This is a genomic window from Croceicoccus sp. (genome assembly GCF_983967925.1).
Map to the genome: position 1 here is coordinate 18,969 of NZ_CFETID010000020.1, position 15,122 is coordinate 34,090.

Consider the following 15,122-nt stretch of genomic DNA (forward strand, 5'->3'; position numbering starts at 1 on the left):
GACTTAGGCGCGCAGGCTGCGGCTGGCAATGGGCGTTACCCTTGGGTGCAGTCCAGAAAGCGGTCCATCGCGGCGTTGACTGCATCCGCGCGTTCCCAGACGACGAAATGGCCCGCATCCTCGATCCGCTCCACTGTCAGGTCGCTGACGTGATCGCCCAGCCGGTCGAGATTGGCGGGGCGCAGCGCGTGGTCCTCCATGCCCCAGACGACGAGCGTGGGGATCGTGATTGGCGGCACTTCGATCGGCCTTGCGTCGGCTGGCACGGCAAAGGGGGCATCCATCGGCGGGACATCGATGGTGGACGCGCGGTACCAGTTGATCATGCCCAGCGCGCTGTCCGGATCGGACCAGTCCTGCAGCAGCGCGGCCTGTTCCTCCGGCTCTGGCTGGGTGGACGATCCGCGGTCCGGGAAGGCCTTTGCAAGCAGGGGCAGCAATCCGCCCTCGCGTATCAGCGGGTCGTTGTCCGTGTCGCGGAAGGTGCGAATATATTGCGACGCCGCACGCTGGTCGCGGTCGGTGTAGAGAAGCCGCTGCATCACTGCGGGATGCGGCGCATTGGCGATGATCGCGCGCGTCACCCGGCCAGCATAAGGGCTCTGCGACGAGGACTGGCCCGCCATCGCCACGCCCCATGCGATCGCGCCGCCCCAGTCGTGGCCGACCACGGTGAACTCCCCCACGCCCAACGCATCGGCCAAGGCGAAGACATCGCCGACCAGCAGATCGGCGCGGTAATTCTCCGGCCCGCGCGGTCGGGACGAGTGGCGATAGCCGCGCTGGTCGGGCGCGATGCAGCGATAGCGATCGGCAAAATGCGGAAACTGGTGCCGCCACGTGCGGTGCGATTCGGGAAAGCCGTGCAGAAATATCAGCGCGGGTGCGTCCTGCGGCCCCTCGTCACGAACCTGCAATTCGATATTATTGCCCAGATCCACCTTTTTCATGCGTCAGCTCCATACCCTGTCTTCTTTCAGGGATAGCTGACAGTCTTTGGATGGTCCGGCAAGGGGATGAATTCCTTCTCGTCGCCCGGCACCTTGGCGAACTTGCCCGCGCGCCAGTCTTCCTTGGCCTGGTTGATCCGCTCGCGCGAGGACGACACGAAGTTCCACCATACGTGCCGGCGGGTCATCGCCTCTCCGCCCATCAGCACGACTCGCGCGCCTTTTTCCGAACGCAGGGTCATGGCTCGGCCGGGTCGCAGGACGGCCAGCTTGAACATCTCCAGCCTCTCGCCGCCCACCTCGGCTTCGCCCTCGACCAGCAGCAGGGCGCGTTCGTCGGCTTCGGCCTCGATCGGCATCGCGCCGCCCGCAGCGAGGATAATGTCGGCATTGATCGTGGCGGCATGGCAAGTGGTCGGCGCGGTGGCGCCCCACAGGCTGCCCATGATCACACGGGCCTTGGCACATGTATCCTCGACGATGGGCAGGTCGTCCGCCAATACGCTTTCGAAGTCCGCGTCGATCTCCTCCTTCGCCTCGGGCAGGGCAAGCCATGTCTGCGTCCCGAATATCCTGCCGCCCGCTTCGCGCTCCGACTGGGGGGAGCGTTCGGAATGGACGATCCCGCTGCCCGCCGTCATCAGGTTTACCGCGCCGGGACGGATGGTGGCGAAACTGCCCAGCGAATCGCGGTGGTCGATCGCGCCCTGCATCAGATAGGTGACTGTCGACAGGCCGATATGCGGGTGGGGCCGCACGTCCATGCCATTGCCGATGTCGTACTGCGCGGGGCCGAACTGGTCGATGAAGACGAAGGGGCCGACCATGCGGCAGGCCGCCTGCGGGACCGCTCGGCGCACTTCGAACGCGCCCAGATCGTGGCTGACGGGATCGACTGTAAGGGCGATGGCGGTTTCGGGGTTAAGCTCGCTCATGCTGCGTCCAGCTCCGGATAGTGGCGAAAGATGCCGTCTTCGTTGAAGTTCTGGCATCGGTCCGACACACGATAGGCGTTAATCGCGGGCAAATCCACGAAGGCATCGCGCAGCGCGTGCAGTTTCGGATAGTCCCCCTTCACCGCCGCCATGCGCTTGGGGAACATGTAATGCAGCCCGTCGATCAGCAGCGCGAGCGAGCTGTCGACATGGGTCCATTTCCCGCCCAGCACGAAGGGCCCGTCATGAAGCGCGGCGGCGCGCTCGAAATGGCCGAGGAACTTGGGGATGCGATCCTCGCGGAACTGCGCGGCGGCGCGTTTCGCCTCGTCCTTCTGGTCGTCGTAATAGGCGCCACTGCCGACCGGGTGATGCACATTGTGCACCTCGGCCACGATGTCGGTAATCGTCAATTGCAGCTGGATCAGGCCGAGATCGGTCTTCAGATCATCGCCGCCCAGCCCGTGCCTGTCGGCCAGCCATGTCAGTATATGCGCCACCTGCGCCACCGCAACATCGCCATCGACAAGATAGGGCGGTGCGAAAGGCGCGAAGCCGCCAGCCTCCTCGCGCTTTTCCATGTCGGAAAGCAGCGCTTCCACGCCGTCGTCGCGGGCGGGTTCGCTATAGGGGATCTCCGCCGCTTCCAGCGCCATGCGGACGAATTCGCCGCGTCCGGGCAGGCCCGGCCAGTAGAACAGGCGATAGGCCATCATGCGCGCTCCGGCAGTGGGTCGGTAGGGGCCAGCGCCTTGATCGCGAAGGCATGGACCCGCTGGCCGGGAATGTCGCCCAGCGCGGCCAGCACCTTGCGCTGGCGCTGCAGGCGGCTGACGCCCTCGAACGCGGCGGCGCGGATGATGACCGAGAAATGCGATTCGCCGCTGCCGTCGTCGCCCGCATGGCCCGAATGCATCGCGCTGTCGTTCGACACGACCAGCGTTTCGGGATGGAACGCATCGGTCAGAAGCTGGCGGATTTCGCCTTCGATCGGTCCGGATTCGGGCATGGGCTGGCTTTCGTGTGGTCTGCGGGGGTTCCATTTGGGGCGCGCTGCCATCATCTCAAGGGCGATGAAGCACGACAGGTTCCACGGACGATTCGAGAATGAGGGGCGCGCATGCGATGCGCCGGGTTGTAGAGAGGCAGGCGAATTCCGCGCACCGGGCCGCCGCGCGTCGGGATTCGACGGGCCCGGCGACTGGCGCTGGTTCTGCCTCGACCATGTGCGCGCATTCAACGCGGGCTATGATTTCTTCGAAGGGATGAGCGCGGACGAGATACTCGACGCCCAGTCGCCTGCCTATGGCTGGGGCGCGGGGTCGTCAAAGGGGCGCAATGCATTCTCGGCGACGGCGGGCATCGACGGCATGCCGCGCTGGGCCGATTTCGACGATCCGCTCGACGCGATCTCCGCCCGTGCGCGCAATATCAAAAGCCGCGCAAGGCAGGGCTGGGAGCGCGAGGCACAGGCCCGCGATGCCGGATTGTCCGGCGCCGACCGCGAGGCGATGAACGTGCTGGGCCTTTCGCATGACGCCGACCGGCCCGCGCTGCGGCGACGCTATTCGGAACTGGTGCGGCGCTATCACCCCGACCGCAACGGCGGCGACCGTAGTCATGAACAGCGGTTGCAGAACGTCGTGGACGCCTATCAGCACTTGCGCAAGGCGCGGCGGTTCGCCTGATCTTCAGGCCTTGACGGTCCAACCCTCGCAGATCGCCGCGAGCTGGTCGGCAACCGCGCTCCAGCCCGGTTCGAAACCCATTTCGGCGTGGCTTTTCATCGCCTTCTCGCTCCAGTGCAGGGCGCTGGCAGTATAAAGCGTGCCATCGCCATCGGGTGCGATTTCCCAGCAGCCGATCATGAAGGGCTCGGCAGGGACAAGACGGCCGCTGCCCGGATCCATCCGGACCGCGTCGGTCGATGTAAAACGAACGCCCTCGATCCATTCCAGGTAGATGCCATGCTGCGGCATTTCCTCGCCATCGGGGCCGTGCATGACCATTTCGCACCGGCCGCCGGGGCGGCGTTCCTGCGCGACCATCGTTACCGACCACGGGGCGGGGCACCACCATTCTTCCTGCCGGTTGGCCATGACCTCCCACACGGCGGCGGGCGGGGCGGCAATATGGCGGGAGATTTTCAATTCGCGCATCGGGAATGCCTTTCTTGCAAAATCAGTCACGGTCCGGTGCACCCGGCGGAAACCAAGAGCGCCAAGGCCGCGCCTCGTCGACGCAGAATGCCACTTCGTTCTGCGCCAGCAGCCATGCGCGATAGGCAGCAAGATGCGAGCGGTCCGCGCCGATCTCCTCGATCCAATCGGCATAGAACAGGGAAGGCGCGGCGGCGCAGTCCGCCAGGGTCAGCGGACCATGGCCGCGTTCGGGCAAATGCTGCTCCAGCCAGCCGTAAATGCGAGACAGCTTTTCCTTCGCCTCGTCCACACGCGCCGTGTCGGGCGCTGCGGGCGCGCGCAGATATTCGTTCACCACCGCTTGCGCCTCGGCCATGACGTAGAGGTCGAAGATCCGGTCAAGTTTCCGGATGGCGAGCGCCGCGGTTTCGTCCTCCGGTATGAGGAAGCGGGCCTGCGGATAATGGATGGCAAGATGCTCGACGATGCAGCTGGCCTCGAAGACCAGCCTTCCTTCGTCGTCCAGCACCGGAAAGCGGCCAAGCGGACCCGCTCCCGCGACGACGGCGTTGCGCTCCGCTGGCTGGTCGGGACCGAGCTGTACAAATTCATGCTCCAGCCGCGCCGCCAGCAGCGCAATGCGCGCCTTCCACGTATAGCTTGAGAAGGGATGGCCGTAGAGCTTCATCCGCTCAAGGGCCGCGCTGTGCGGCTTCGATCGCGGCGATATCGATCTTGCCCATCGTCATCATCGCTTCCATCACGCGTCTGGCAACGGCAGGATCAGGGTCCGCCATGCCGCGGGTCAGCGCGCGGGGCGTGATCTGCCAGCTATACCCCCAGCGGTCCTTGCACCATCCGCATTCGTTGGGCGTGCCGCCGTTACCTGTGATGGCGTTCCACAGCCGGTCTGTCTCTTCCTGCGTATCGGTATGGATCTGCAGCGAATAGGTCAGGTTCGGCTTGAACTCCGGACCCCCGTTCATGAGGATATAGGGGATTCCGACGATCGTCATCATCACGACCAGCACGTCGCCCGCCTTGCCGGCAGGGTAATCGATCGGGGAGCGCTGAACATGTGTGATCGTGCTGTCGGGCAAGGTGTCGGCATAGAATTGCGCCGCGTCCTCGGCATCGCCATCGTACCACAGGCAGACGATGGCCTTGTCGGCAGCCGGTTCTGCGCCGCCTTCAGCCATTCTGCGCCTGCGCGATCATCGCATTGTCCTTCTCCTTCGCCGCGCGATAAGCGTCGCGGGCACGGATGCGCTCGGCATAGGCGGCAAAGGATGGACGCTCGGGCATCGTTCCGAAGGCCAGCCCCCAATCGACGGTCGAACCGACATAGACATCGGCCATGGTGAACCGTTTTCCGCAGACATAGTCACGGTCTGACAGCCACCAGTCCAGCGTGTCGATGGTCAGGTCAAAGCTGCCGAAACCGACCATGCCAATGCGGTTTTCGGGCACTTCCCAACCCATCGACTTGCCGGTGATCGCCTGTTCGACGGGCCCCGCGGCAAAGAACAGCCAGCGGAAATAGTCGCCCCTCTCGCGCGGGGTCGGCAGCAGGGTCTGTCCCGACGCAATCTCGGCAAGATAATGGCAGATCGCAGGCGCTTCGCTGACCACGATGTCGCCGTCTGATGCGTGGTGAATGATGGTGGGGATCTTGCCCATCGGGTTCGCCGCCATCAGCGCTTCGGGCTTGTCGTTCCAGTCGACGATGATCGTTTCGAAATCGGCGCCTGTCTCGTGCAGCGCCCAATGGGCGATCTGGCCCCTGCTCATCGGATTATGGAAGAAGGTGATGTCTGCCACGGTTCAGCCTTTCCTGGGAGCGAGAAGGCCGAAGATCGTGCCTTCCGGATCGTGCGCCATCAATATGACTTCGTCGCCCGGTACGTCCTCAGGACCGAACACGATGGTTCCGCCATTCGTTTCCACGGCCGCATGGGCAGTGTCGATATCGGCCACGCGGAAATAGAAACGCCAGCATGGGGAACTTCCCGGCATCGCATTCATCGCCGCGCCGATGGTCTTGTCGCCCGCCTTCAGGAAGACGTAGTCGCCCATCTCGGGCGCCATGTTCATGCGCTCGCCGGTGTCGTAACCGAACACATCGCGGTAGAAGCCAAGCGTGGTTTCCAGTTCGGGCGTGATCAGCTCGTTCCAGCCGCATCGACCGGTGCCGCTGGCGTCGGCGGCGAACACATGGCTGTCCATGTCGGAAAAGCCGCGCATGACGTAGAACGGATTGCCCTGCGGATCGGTGACAAAGGCCATGCGCCCGACATTCTCGATATCGAAGGCGGGCATCAGTATGCGGCCTCCATTGGCGGTGACACGCTGAACGGCAGCGTCGACATCCTCGACGCAGAAATAGACCGCCCACATCGGCCGTGCCCCGCCAGACAGCATTTCCCCGGTCAGCTGCATCGCGCCGCCCACCATGTCGAATTCGCCAGACCCATGCTTGATGAAGCGGTAGTCGGGAACGCCGCCCATGTCCGATCCGGTGATCTGCCACCCGAGAACCGCTTCATAAAAGCGCGATGCGGTTGCCATGTCTCGGCACATCAGCTCGTACCAGATCGGCTCGCCTTGCGGGTTTGCCATGGCTTGCTCCTTTCCGTGGTTATTTCCGGCCAAGTTCGAGAATGGGCGAAAAGCCGCCATAGATCATGCGTCTACCATCGAAGGGCATGTCGCCCATTTCGGACATGATCGGATCGCCCTCCATCGCCTTTTCGGCCGCTTCGGCGGCGGCGCGGTCGGGCCAGATAACCCACGAGAAGACGATCTTCTCGCCGGGTTCGGCAGCGACCGCGCGGCGGAAATCGGTGTGTTTGCCATCCTCGATGCGTTCTTCCCACGCCTCGACCACCTCGATTGCGCCATGGTCTATCAGCCAGCGATCGAAACGCTCCGCGACCTTGAGATAGGCCGCCTTGTTGTCCGCGGGCACGGGGACGACGAAGCCTTGGATATACATCACGCGTGCTCCATGCCGGGGGCGTGGCTGGGGTCGAAACCGGCTAGCTGATCCGCAAGCGCCTGCTGGAATGCCGGGCGTTCGGTCCCGCGATCCACATAGGCGGCAAGGGTCGGATGCTCGGTCAGCGTCCCCATCGCCACGCTGGACCGCAGGACCGAGACCATGGCGATGTCGGCGATCGAGAATTCGCCGGCGAACCACTCGCGATCCTTCAGCGCATGGTCGAGCGATCTATGACGCCTGTCCAGATTGTCGAGCGCCACGGGCCTGCGCAGCTTCGCCCAGTCCTCGTCCGCATTGAACATCTCGATATTCGCCAGTTCGTTCTGCACCGGCTCGACACTGTTATAGGCGGCGAGCAGCCATGACAGGACATCCGCGCGGGCCTGTCCGCCCGCGGGCAGCAGCTTGCCGTTCTTTTCCGCCAGATGGATCAGGATCGCGCCGCTTTCGAACAGATGGATATTGCCGTCGCGCAGAACCGGTACTTGCCCGAAGGGCTGTTCGCTGCGCCATCCTGGGGGCTTTTTCACCGCGCTGATCAGCCGTTCGCGATAGGGGAGACCTGCCTCTTCGCAGAACCATCTGGCGCGCAGATCGCGCACGAAGCCTTCGGCGAACGGGGGGACCCAGTTGTAACCGGTGATCTCGATATCGGCATCGGCGGTGATGGGCATCGAAGCGTCTCCTGCTTTTTCACGGTGCAGACCGGCATTCGTCGCGCGACCGACTCGCGGGCTGCGCTTGCGAGTCGTGTGCCCTTCAGTTACAAAAAGCAACTATGAAGTTTCAAAATAAAAGCAATACTGGATCGGTGGAGCCTGGTCGTCGCGCGCATGGACGCTGGTATGAGGATGCATGCGCCGCCAGCTTTGCGTTCGAACTGCTAGGCGAACGCTGGTCGCTCCACGTAATGCGAGAGTTGATGCTTGGGGGCCGGCGCTTCTCCGACATTCGCGCCGCGCTGCCCGGAATCAGCGCCAAGGTGCTGACCGAACGCCTCGCGCGGCTGGAGGAACTGGGCGTGCTGACGCGGCGCAGGCTGCCACCCCCGGCGGCCAGCCAGATCTATGAACTGACCGAATGGGGCTACATGGCCGAACCGGTTATGCAGGAACTGGGCCGCTGGTCGGTGCGCTCTCCGCTGCATGATCCGACGCTGCCGCTGACGCCCGTATCGGCCATGCTGTCGCTGCGCACCATGATGGATCACCGAAAGGCGGAGGGGCGAAAGGCGCGGATAGGGTTCGATTTCGGTAGCGACCGTTTTCTGGCCGATCTCTGCGAAGGGGTGCTGGACATCCGCCGCGACGAGGAACTGGCAGGCGCGGAGGCGATATTCCGCGCGCCCGCCGCCAGCGCGATCCTGCCGCTGTTCTATGGCAAGCGCGACGCCGATAAGGTCATGGCCGCCACCGGGCTTAGGATCGAAGGCGACCAAGACGCGGCCTTGCGCTTCGCCGATATTTTCAGCCTCCCCCCGAAGATTGCCCCGAAGGCGTGACCGCAGATTGCTAATCGCGGTTGCAGCAACGCCCGCCCATGTATAACCCATCGGCGCGATGAACGAGATGATCCAGAACACCAATAGCCACGAAACGCTGATGCAGGCGCCCGATACCGAAGTCGACGTGCGCGACACCTTCGGCATCGATATTGACATGAAGGTGCCCGCCTTTTCCAAGGCGGACGAGCGTGTGCCCGATACCGACGAAGCCTATGTGTTCGATCCGGACACCACGCTGGCGATCCTGGCGGGCTTTGCACACAATCGCCGCGTGATGGTTCAGGGCTATCACGGCACCGGCAAGTCGACCCATATCGAGCAGGTCGCCGCGCGGCTGAACTGGCCCTGCGTGCGGATCAATCTCGACGCGCATATCAGCCGCATCGACCTTGTCGGGCGCGACGCGATCGTGCTGCGCGACGGGCTGCAGGTCACCGAATTCCGCGAAGGGCTGCTGCCTTGGGCGTTGCAGACGCCGACCGCGCTGGTGTTCGACGAATATGACGCGGGCCGTCCCGACGTGATGTTCGTGATCCAGCGTGTGCTGGAAACCGCAGGCAAGCTGACGCTGCTGGACCAGAACCGCGTGATCCGCCCCAATCCCTGGTTCCGCCTGTTCGCGACTGCCAACACGGTCGGGCTTGGCGATACCAGCGGGCTTTATCACGGCACGCAGGCGATCAACCAGGGGCAGATGGACCGCTGGAACATCGTGGTCGGGCTGAACTATCTGCCCGAAGAGACTGAGGTCAGGATCGTCCACGCCAAGGTCCCGTCGATGGAGACCGAGACGCTGGCCAAGATGGTCCGCACCGCCGAATTGACGCGGCAGGGTTTCATCAACGGCGACATTTCCACGGTGATGAGCCCGCGCACAGTCATCAGCTGGGCGCAGAACACGCAGATCTTTGGCGATCTGGGCTTTGCCTTTCGCCTGTCGTTCCTGAACAAGTGCGACGAGACCGAGCGCATGCTGGTGGCCGAATATTACCAGCGCGTGTTCGGCGTGGACCTGCCCGAAAGCGTCGTCGGACGCGCCTGAGGGCGCCAACGAACTGCCGATATGGCTCGATGAACGGCACTTGTCCGTCCGCGTCAGGGGTTTAGCCTGCCGCGATGAACACGATGCCCCAACATCCTGTCGACTATCCGCCACCGCTCATCGCCGCGAAAGATCGCGGCTGCTAGTGCCGCGACCGTGAAGAACCGCGATCTCCTGACGCAGGCCCGCGACCTGCTTGCCACTTCGCGCCGCAATCGCGGCGCAGACGCGGATGCGCTGGACGAGGAATGGTACCGGACCGACGCCGACCTCGAACTGGACGGTCTGGACGAAGACGATCCGCTGTCCGAACGCCGCGGTCCCTCGCTTGCAGGTCGGGCGGGGATGGGCTGCCTGTGGCTGCTGGCCCTGCCTTTCCGGCTGGCCTGGGCCTTCATCAAGTGGCTGGCGATCGGGGCAGCGGTCGCGGTGCTGGCCATCATCGGCTGGCTGGCGCTTACCAAGCCCGTCGAGCGAACGCTTGAGCCGCATGGCGATCCCTATGTGCTGGTGAGCCAGAAGGGCGAGCCGATCGCGCGCGGCGGCGATGTCGTGCTCGCTCCGGTCGAGGCGGAACTTCTACCCGACCACGTGGTGAATGCCTTCATCGCGACAGAGGATCGCCGGTTCTATTCGCACTGGGGCATCGACCCGCGCGGCATGGCGCGGGCCTTCGTGTCGAACCTGTTTTCGGGCACGCGGCAGGGCGGTTCGACAATAACCATGCAGCTCGCCAAGGTGACCTATTTCACCCACGACCAGACGATGGGCCGCAAGCTGCTGGAGATCCCCACGGCGCTGTGGCTGGAGGCATGGCTGACCAAGGACGAGATCCTCGAGCGTTACCTGTCGAAGATCTATTTTGGGGACCGCAGCTATGGCATTCGCGCGGCCTCTTTGCGCTATTTCGACAAGGCACCCGAGGCGCTGACCCCGGCAGAGGCCATGGTGCTGGCCGGCCTGCCCAAGGCGCCCAGCAATTACGCGCCCAGCTTCCACCCCGAGGCTGCGCGCCAGAGGGCGGCAGTGGTCAAGCAGGCGATGGTGTCCGCGGGCTATCTCACGGCCGCCGAAGCGCGCGCCATCGGTCCCGCGACCTTCCGCCTGACGCGTGAACGCGATTTGCCGCGCTATGCCCATTTCACCAACTGGATCCGGCGGGAAGCCGAGGCGCAGGGCTATGACGCCGATGCGCGGATCATTCCGACCACGCTGGACGTCGAGGTCCAGCGCGCGGCGGAGGCGGCGGTGAAAGCAGTGGACGTTGGCGATGCCGAAGTCGCCATCGTCGCCATGCGCCCCGACGGCGCGGTGCTGGCGATGGTGGGGTCCAAGGATTACAACGAAAACCAATTCAATCATGCGCTGGCCGGGCGCCAGCCGGGTTCGACTTTCAAGATCTTCGTCTGGCTGGCCGCGCTGGAATCGGGGATGACACCCGAAACTATGGTGGCCGACACGCCTTTGGCAGGCGGTCCGCGCAACTCTGGCGGCAAGTACGAAGGTAATATCACGCTGGAGCGCGCCTTTACGAAGTCCAGCAATGTCGCTGCAACCCGGCTTTACGAAGGCGTCGGCGGCGAGGCGGTTGTCGAACTGGCGCAGCGTTTCGGCATTTCGGCGCAGCTCGATCCCAATGACACCTCGATCCCGCTCGGCACGGCGGATGTGTCGCTGCTGGAACTGACGGCGGCCTATGCGGGCGTGGCGCGGGGCGAATATCCGGTGGTGCCTTATGCGGTGATCGATGCGGACGGGCAGTGGATCGACCATTCGGGCAAATATACGCTGGAACCGCGCGTTCGTCTGCAAATGGCCGAAATGCTGCGCGAAACCGTCAATGACGGTACAGGCAGGGCGGCGCAGCTGCAGATCCCCAATTTCGGCAAGACCGGCACCAGCCAGCAGAACCGCAACGCGGTTTTCGTCGGCTGGGCGGGCGGTATCGTCGCGGGCGTGTGGGTCTATGCCGAGGCGGACGACAAGGACCGCACCGGCCTGTCCGGCGGCGATGCCCCGGCACGCATCTGGAAGGCATTCATGCAGCGTGCTGTGCCGGGGGCCTAGGCCGCGCTATCCGTTTGGCTGCACCAGGAATTTCTGTCCGGTTTTCCGTGCGTTATAGGTCATCACCGAATCCTTCTGCAGCATCTGGTCCAGCGTGATCCTGTCGCTGTAATGGCTGGCGAAAGTGGTGGTCAGTTCGCTCAATACGCGGTCCTGCATCCGGCTGCGCACCTCGTTTCCAGCCTTCTGCAGGAAGGGGAACAGCAGCCAGCCGCTGACATCCCAGGTAAAGCCGAAACCGCGCGACAGCATGGTCGGCCCGGTGTCGAGCGAGCCGTAGATATAGACCTTTTTGTCTGCGCTGGATCCATAGCGGCTGAATTCCGCCCCGCGCGAAGCCTGCGCTTCCATGGCGGTCAGCATGTCGCTCGCCATCGTGCCGCCGCCGATGGGGTCAAAGCCCAGCATCGCGCCGGTTTCCTCCACCGCGTCGGCCAGTCGTTTGATGAAGCCGTCCTCGGTCATGTCGATGACGTGGGTTGCGCCAAGGTCCTTCAGCAGCTTCACCTGGTCCGCGCTGCGCACCACATTGACCAGCGGAATGCCGTCGTTTGTGCATATCCGAACCAGCATCTGGCCGAGATTTGACGCGGCAGCGGCATGGACGATGCCGGTATAGCCGTCTGCCTTCATGGTTTCGGTGAAGCCCAGCGCGGTCATCGGATTTACGAAGCTGGATGCGGCCTGTTCGGCGGTAATGTCGTCCCCGATCGCGAAGGCCATGGACGCATCGCATGTCGCATAGGTGCCATAGGCCGCGCCCGGCACGCAGGCGACCCGTTTGCCCATCAGCGCCTGCGCCGCAGGATCGTCGCCCGCCGCGACCACGGTGCCCGCGCCCTCGTTACCGGCGGGCATGGCCTTGCCGTGGCGCGCGGACATGGCGCGCGTGGCCTTTTCGGGCATTTGCGCGACCAGCCGGCCATCGCCGTAATCGGCATTCTCGACATCGGCGGAGGCGAACAGCAGGCCGAGGTCCGAGGGATTGATCGGCGCGGCCTCCATCCGGACCAGCACATTGCGCCCGGTGGGAGCGTCCCAGCTTCGTTCGGCAAGCTTCAGGGTCAGCGTGCCATCGGCATCCAGCTGCGTCGTCAATTGCCTGCCGTCGAAACTCATCGCTTGCTCTCCATGATCGTTGGCCGTCGTCAATGGCCGTTATAAATCGCTTCCATGAAATATAGGCCCTGCGGCGGGGCGTTGTAACCCAGTGCGGCGCGGTCCTTCGCCGCCAGCGCATCGGCCATGTCCTGCTCGCTCCATCGCCCCATGCCGACCAGCGCGAGGCAGCCGACCATCGACCGGACCTGATGGTGCAGGAAGCTGCGCGCCGCGGCGTGGATCGCGATTTCCGGGCCCCATGCGCCCTCTACCGCCTCGACATCCAGCCGGTCGAGCGTCTTCACCGGGCTGGCCGACTGGCAGTGCGCCGAGCGGAAAGTGGTGAAATCGTGCAGCCCCACCAGATGCTGCGCCGCGCGGTGCATGGCGTCGGCGTCGAGGTCCTGCGGCACCTGCCATGCGCGGTTCTTCAGCAGGGCGAGCGGCGCGCGGCGGTTGACGATGCGGTAGAGATAGCGCCGCCCGGTGCAGGAAAAGCGTGCATGCCAATCCTCGTCCACCGCTTCGCAGGCGGTGACCGCGACCGGATCGGGGCGCAGCTTGGCATTGATGCCTTCCATCAGGCGGAAGGGGGCGATGTCCTTGGCCACGTCGATATGTGCGCGCATCGCCGCCGCGTGGACGCCGGTATCGGTGCGGCCCGCGGCATGCATCCTAACTTCCTCGCCGGTGATCGCCTGCGCGGCCTCCTCCACCGATTGCTGGACGGAGGGGCCGTCGGCCTGGCGCTGCAAGCCGAAGAAGGCGGTGCCGTCATATTCCAGGGTAAGCGCGAAACGTGTCATCGGCAGCGCGTCACCGGATCTCGGTACCGGCGGGGATCGGCTTTCCGCGCAGCATGGCGGCGGTTTCCATCGCGGGCTTGCCGGCGCGCTGGACGATGGTGGGGCGCAGCGCGCTGAAGCCGCAGGCGATGGTGAGATCGTCGTCCAGCGTCATGCCGGCGACACCTTCGCGCCCGATCACTTCGGCGGCCAGCACGCGGATGCGCTCGCCCTCATACTCGAAGAACGCGCCGGGGCGGGGGGCGAAAGCGCGGACCTGCCGTTCCAGAAGCGCTGCGCCGTGGGTGAAGTCCAGCCGCGCTTCCGCCTTGTCGATCTTGGCGGCATGGGTCGCACCGAACGGGGGCTGCGGCTCGGCGCGGCGGCGGGGCAGGTCTTCCAGCACCTCGACCATCAATTGCGCGCCCAGTGCCGACAATTCGTCGGTCAGTTCGCCCGCGGTCTTGTCGTCGATGCGGGTGGTGCGGGTCAGGATCATCGGCCCGGTGTCGAGACCCTTTTCCATCTGCATGATGGTGACGCCGGTCGTCGGGTCGCCTGCAAGGATTGCGCGCTGGATCGGCGCGGCTCCGCGCCAGCGCGGCAGGATCGAGGCATGGACGTTGAGGCAGCCGTGTTTCGGCACCTCAAGCACGGCGACGGGGAGCAGCAGGCCATAGGCTGCGACGACCGCGACATCCGCATTCAGCGCGGCGAAGGCGTCCTTCTCCTCCTGCGGTTTCAGGCTGACGGGGGTGCGCACTTCGATCCCGTGCGCCTCGGCCGCGAGATGCACGGGCGAGGGCTGCAGCTTCTTGCCGCGGCCCGCCGGGCGCGGGGGCTGGGAATAGGCGCAGATCACCTGATGCCCGGCAGCGATCACCGCTTCCAGCACCGGCACGGCGAATTCGGGCGTTCCCATGAAAATGATGCGCATCGGGTTCGGACTTTCAGGAAAGAGGCGCAGTCCCTATCTGCCCACCCATGGCATCGCAAGAGATCGAAGCACTCGCCGGCGCATTGGCGCGCCTTCCCGGCCTTGGGCCGCGTTCCGCGCGGCGCGCCGTGCTGTGGCTGGTAAAGCGGCGCGAATCCGACCTGCCGCGCCTGCTGGAAGCGCTGGCGGTGGTGCAGGACCTGCTGGTCGAATGCGACATCTGCGGCAATGTCGATACGAAGAATCCCTGCGGCATCTGTAGCGATCCGCGCCGCGATGCGCGTTCGCTCTGCGTGGTCGAGGAAGTGTCGGACCTGTGGGCGCTCGACCGGTCGAAGCTGTTTCCGGGGCGCTATCACGTGCTGGGCGGCAGATTGTCGGCGCTGGACGGCGTGGGGCCGGAGGATCTGGCGATCGGTTCGCTGCTGGCGCGGATCGACGGCAAGGATGACGAGGGCATCGGCATCGACGAGGTCGTGCTGGCGATGAATGCCACGCTGGAGGGGCAGACGACCGCGCATTACATCGCGGAGCGGCTTGAGGGCCGCGCAGTGCGGATCACCCAACTGGCGCATGGACTGCCGGTCGGCGGCGAACTCGATTATCTCGATGAAGGCACGCTGGCGCAGGCCCTGAGGGCGCGCCGTCCGGTCGGCTGA

Annotated in this window: 19 protein-coding genes; 5 read left to right on the forward strand and 14 right to left on the reverse strand. The window is 64.8% G+C overall.

The window, feature by feature from the left end:
• Positions 1 to 35: 35 nt before the first annotated feature.
• Genes AC4FIJ_RS11860 through AC4FIJ_RS11875 form a run of 4 tightly spaced genes read right to left on the reverse strand, consistent with a single transcriptional unit; the run spans position 36 to position 2,894 of the window.
• Positions 36 to 950: an alpha/beta fold hydrolase gene (locus AC4FIJ_RS11860; protein WP_490336932.1), complete on the reverse strand. Its 915-nt coding sequence runs from the start codon at positions 948 to 950 to the stop codon at positions 36 to 38.
• A gap of 26 nt (positions 951 to 976) precedes the next feature.
• Positions 977 to 1,885 carry a pirin family protein gene (locus AC4FIJ_RS11865; protein WP_490336933.1) on the reverse strand — a complete coding sequence of 303 codons (909 nt, stop codon included), beginning with the start codon at positions 1,883 to 1,885 and terminating at the stop codon, positions 977 to 979.
• Positions 1,882 to 2,601: a glutathione S-transferase gene (locus AC4FIJ_RS11870; protein ID WP_490336934.1), complete on the reverse strand. Its 720-nt coding sequence runs from the start codon at positions 2,599 to 2,601 to the stop codon at positions 1,882 to 1,884. The genes AC4FIJ_RS11865 and AC4FIJ_RS11870 overlap by 4 nt, the downstream gene beginning before the upstream one ends.
• The gene (locus tag AC4FIJ_RS11875) at positions 2,598 to 2,894 is read right to left on the reverse strand and encodes a BolA family protein (protein ID WP_490336935.1); all 297 of its coding nucleotides are present in this window, start codon (positions 2,892 to 2,894) and stop codon (positions 2,598 to 2,600) included. Before AC4FIJ_RS11875 ends, AC4FIJ_RS11870 begins: the two co-directional genes overlap by 4 nt.
• 64 nt (positions 2,895 to 2,958) lie before the next feature.
• Between AC4FIJ_RS11875 and AC4FIJ_RS11880 the strand changes: the two genes are divergently transcribed.
• The gene (locus AC4FIJ_RS11880; RefSeq protein WP_490336980.1) at positions 2,959 to 3,573 is read left to right on the forward strand and encodes a J domain-containing protein; all 615 of its coding nucleotides are present in this window, start codon (positions 2,959 to 2,961) and stop codon (positions 3,571 to 3,573) included.
• Positions 3,574 to 3,576: 3 nt separating this feature from the next.
• Here AC4FIJ_RS11880 and AC4FIJ_RS11885 read toward each other — a convergent pair whose 3' ends face one another.
• Genes AC4FIJ_RS11885 through AC4FIJ_RS11915 form a run of 7 tightly spaced genes read right to left on the reverse strand, consistent with a single transcriptional unit; the run spans position 3,577 to position 7,701 of the window.
• Positions 3,577 to 4,044, reverse strand: a complete 468-nt coding sequence (locus AC4FIJ_RS11885; RefSeq protein WP_490336936.1) for an SRPBCC domain-containing protein — start codon at positions 4,042 to 4,044, stop codon at positions 3,577 to 3,579.
• Between the two features lie 22 nt (positions 4,045 to 4,066).
• Positions 4,067 to 4,714, reverse strand: a complete 648-nt coding sequence (locus AC4FIJ_RS11890; protein WP_490336937.1) for a glutathione S-transferase family protein — start codon at positions 4,712 to 4,714, stop codon at positions 4,067 to 4,069.
• 4 nt (positions 4,715 to 4,718) lie between these two features.
• On the reverse strand, positions 4,719 to 5,225 hold the full coding sequence (locus tag AC4FIJ_RS11895; protein ID WP_490336938.1) for a VOC family protein: 507 nt from the start codon (positions 5,223 to 5,225) through the stop codon (positions 4,719 to 4,721).
• On the reverse strand, positions 5,218 to 5,847 hold the full coding sequence (locus AC4FIJ_RS11900; protein ID WP_490336939.1) for a glutathione S-transferase family protein: 630 nt from the start codon (positions 5,845 to 5,847) through the stop codon (positions 5,218 to 5,220). Before AC4FIJ_RS11900 ends, AC4FIJ_RS11895 begins: the two co-directional genes overlap by 8 nt.
• Before the next feature lie 3 nt (positions 5,848 to 5,850).
• Positions 5,851 to 6,645 (reverse strand): VOC family protein, encoded by a 795-nt coding sequence (locus AC4FIJ_RS11905; protein WP_490336940.1) that lies wholly within the window; start codon positions 6,643 to 6,645, stop codon positions 5,851 to 5,853.
• 19 nt (positions 6,646 to 6,664) lie between these two features.
• On the reverse strand, positions 6,665 to 7,021 hold the full coding sequence (locus AC4FIJ_RS11910) for a DUF1428 domain-containing protein (protein WP_490336981.1): 357 nt from the start codon (positions 7,019 to 7,021) through the stop codon (positions 6,665 to 6,667).
• Positions 7,021 to 7,701, reverse strand: coding sequence for a glutathione S-transferase family protein (locus tag AC4FIJ_RS11915; protein WP_490336941.1), 681 nt, complete (start codon positions 7,699 to 7,701; stop codon positions 7,021 to 7,023). Before AC4FIJ_RS11915 ends, AC4FIJ_RS11910 begins: the two co-directional genes overlap by 1 nt.
• A 137-nt stretch (positions 7,702 to 7,838) precedes the next feature.
• Here AC4FIJ_RS11915 and AC4FIJ_RS11920 point away from each other — a divergent pair, with 137 nt between their 5' ends.
• The 3 genes from AC4FIJ_RS11920 to AC4FIJ_RS11930 all read left to right on the forward strand — a co-directional run bounded on the left by AC4FIJ_RS11920 (position 7,839) and on the right by AC4FIJ_RS11930 (position 11,640).
• On the forward strand, positions 7,839 to 8,528 hold the full coding sequence (locus tag AC4FIJ_RS11920) for a winged helix-turn-helix transcriptional regulator (RefSeq protein ID WP_490336942.1): 690 nt from the start codon (positions 7,839 to 7,841) through the stop codon (positions 8,526 to 8,528).
• A 67-nt stretch (positions 8,529 to 8,595) separates the two neighbouring features.
• Entirely contained in the window at positions 8,596 to 9,573 is a 978-nt protein-coding gene (cobS, locus tag AC4FIJ_RS11925) for a cobaltochelatase subunit CobS (RefSeq protein ID WP_490336982.1), read from the forward strand.
• A gap of 156 nt (positions 9,574 to 9,729) precedes the next feature.
• The gene (locus tag AC4FIJ_RS11930; protein ID WP_490336943.1) at positions 9,730 to 11,640 is read left to right on the forward strand and encodes a transglycosylase domain-containing protein; all 1,911 of its coding nucleotides are present in this window, start codon (positions 9,730 to 9,732) and stop codon (positions 11,638 to 11,640) included.
• Between the two features lie 6 nt (positions 11,641 to 11,646).
• Here AC4FIJ_RS11930 and AC4FIJ_RS11935 read toward each other — a convergent pair whose 3' ends face one another.
• From AC4FIJ_RS11935 to fmt, 3 genes are read right to left on the reverse strand one after another with little or no spacing between them, the layout of a single operon-like run.
• Positions 11,647 to 12,759, reverse strand: a complete 1,113-nt coding sequence (locus tag AC4FIJ_RS11935; protein WP_490336944.1) for a zinc-binding dehydrogenase — start codon at positions 12,757 to 12,759, stop codon at positions 11,647 to 11,649.
• Positions 12,760 to 12,788: 29 nt separating this feature from the next.
• Complete coding sequence (truA, locus tag AC4FIJ_RS11940) at positions 12,789 to 13,547, reverse strand: tRNA pseudouridine(38-40) synthase TruA (protein WP_490336945.1); 759 nt, start codon at positions 13,545 to 13,547, stop codon at positions 12,789 to 12,791.
• A 10-nt stretch (positions 13,548 to 13,557) separates the two neighbouring features.
• Positions 13,558 to 14,463 (reverse strand): methionyl-tRNA formyltransferase, encoded by a 906-nt coding sequence (fmt, locus tag AC4FIJ_RS11945; RefSeq protein WP_490336946.1) that lies wholly within the window; start codon positions 14,461 to 14,463, stop codon positions 13,558 to 13,560.
• 47 nt (positions 14,464 to 14,510) lie between these two features.
• Between fmt and recR the strand changes: the two genes are divergently transcribed.
• Positions 14,511 to 15,122, forward strand: a complete 612-nt coding sequence (gene recR / locus AC4FIJ_RS11950) for a recombination mediator RecR (RefSeq protein ID WP_490336947.1) — start codon at positions 14,511 to 14,513, stop codon at positions 15,120 to 15,122.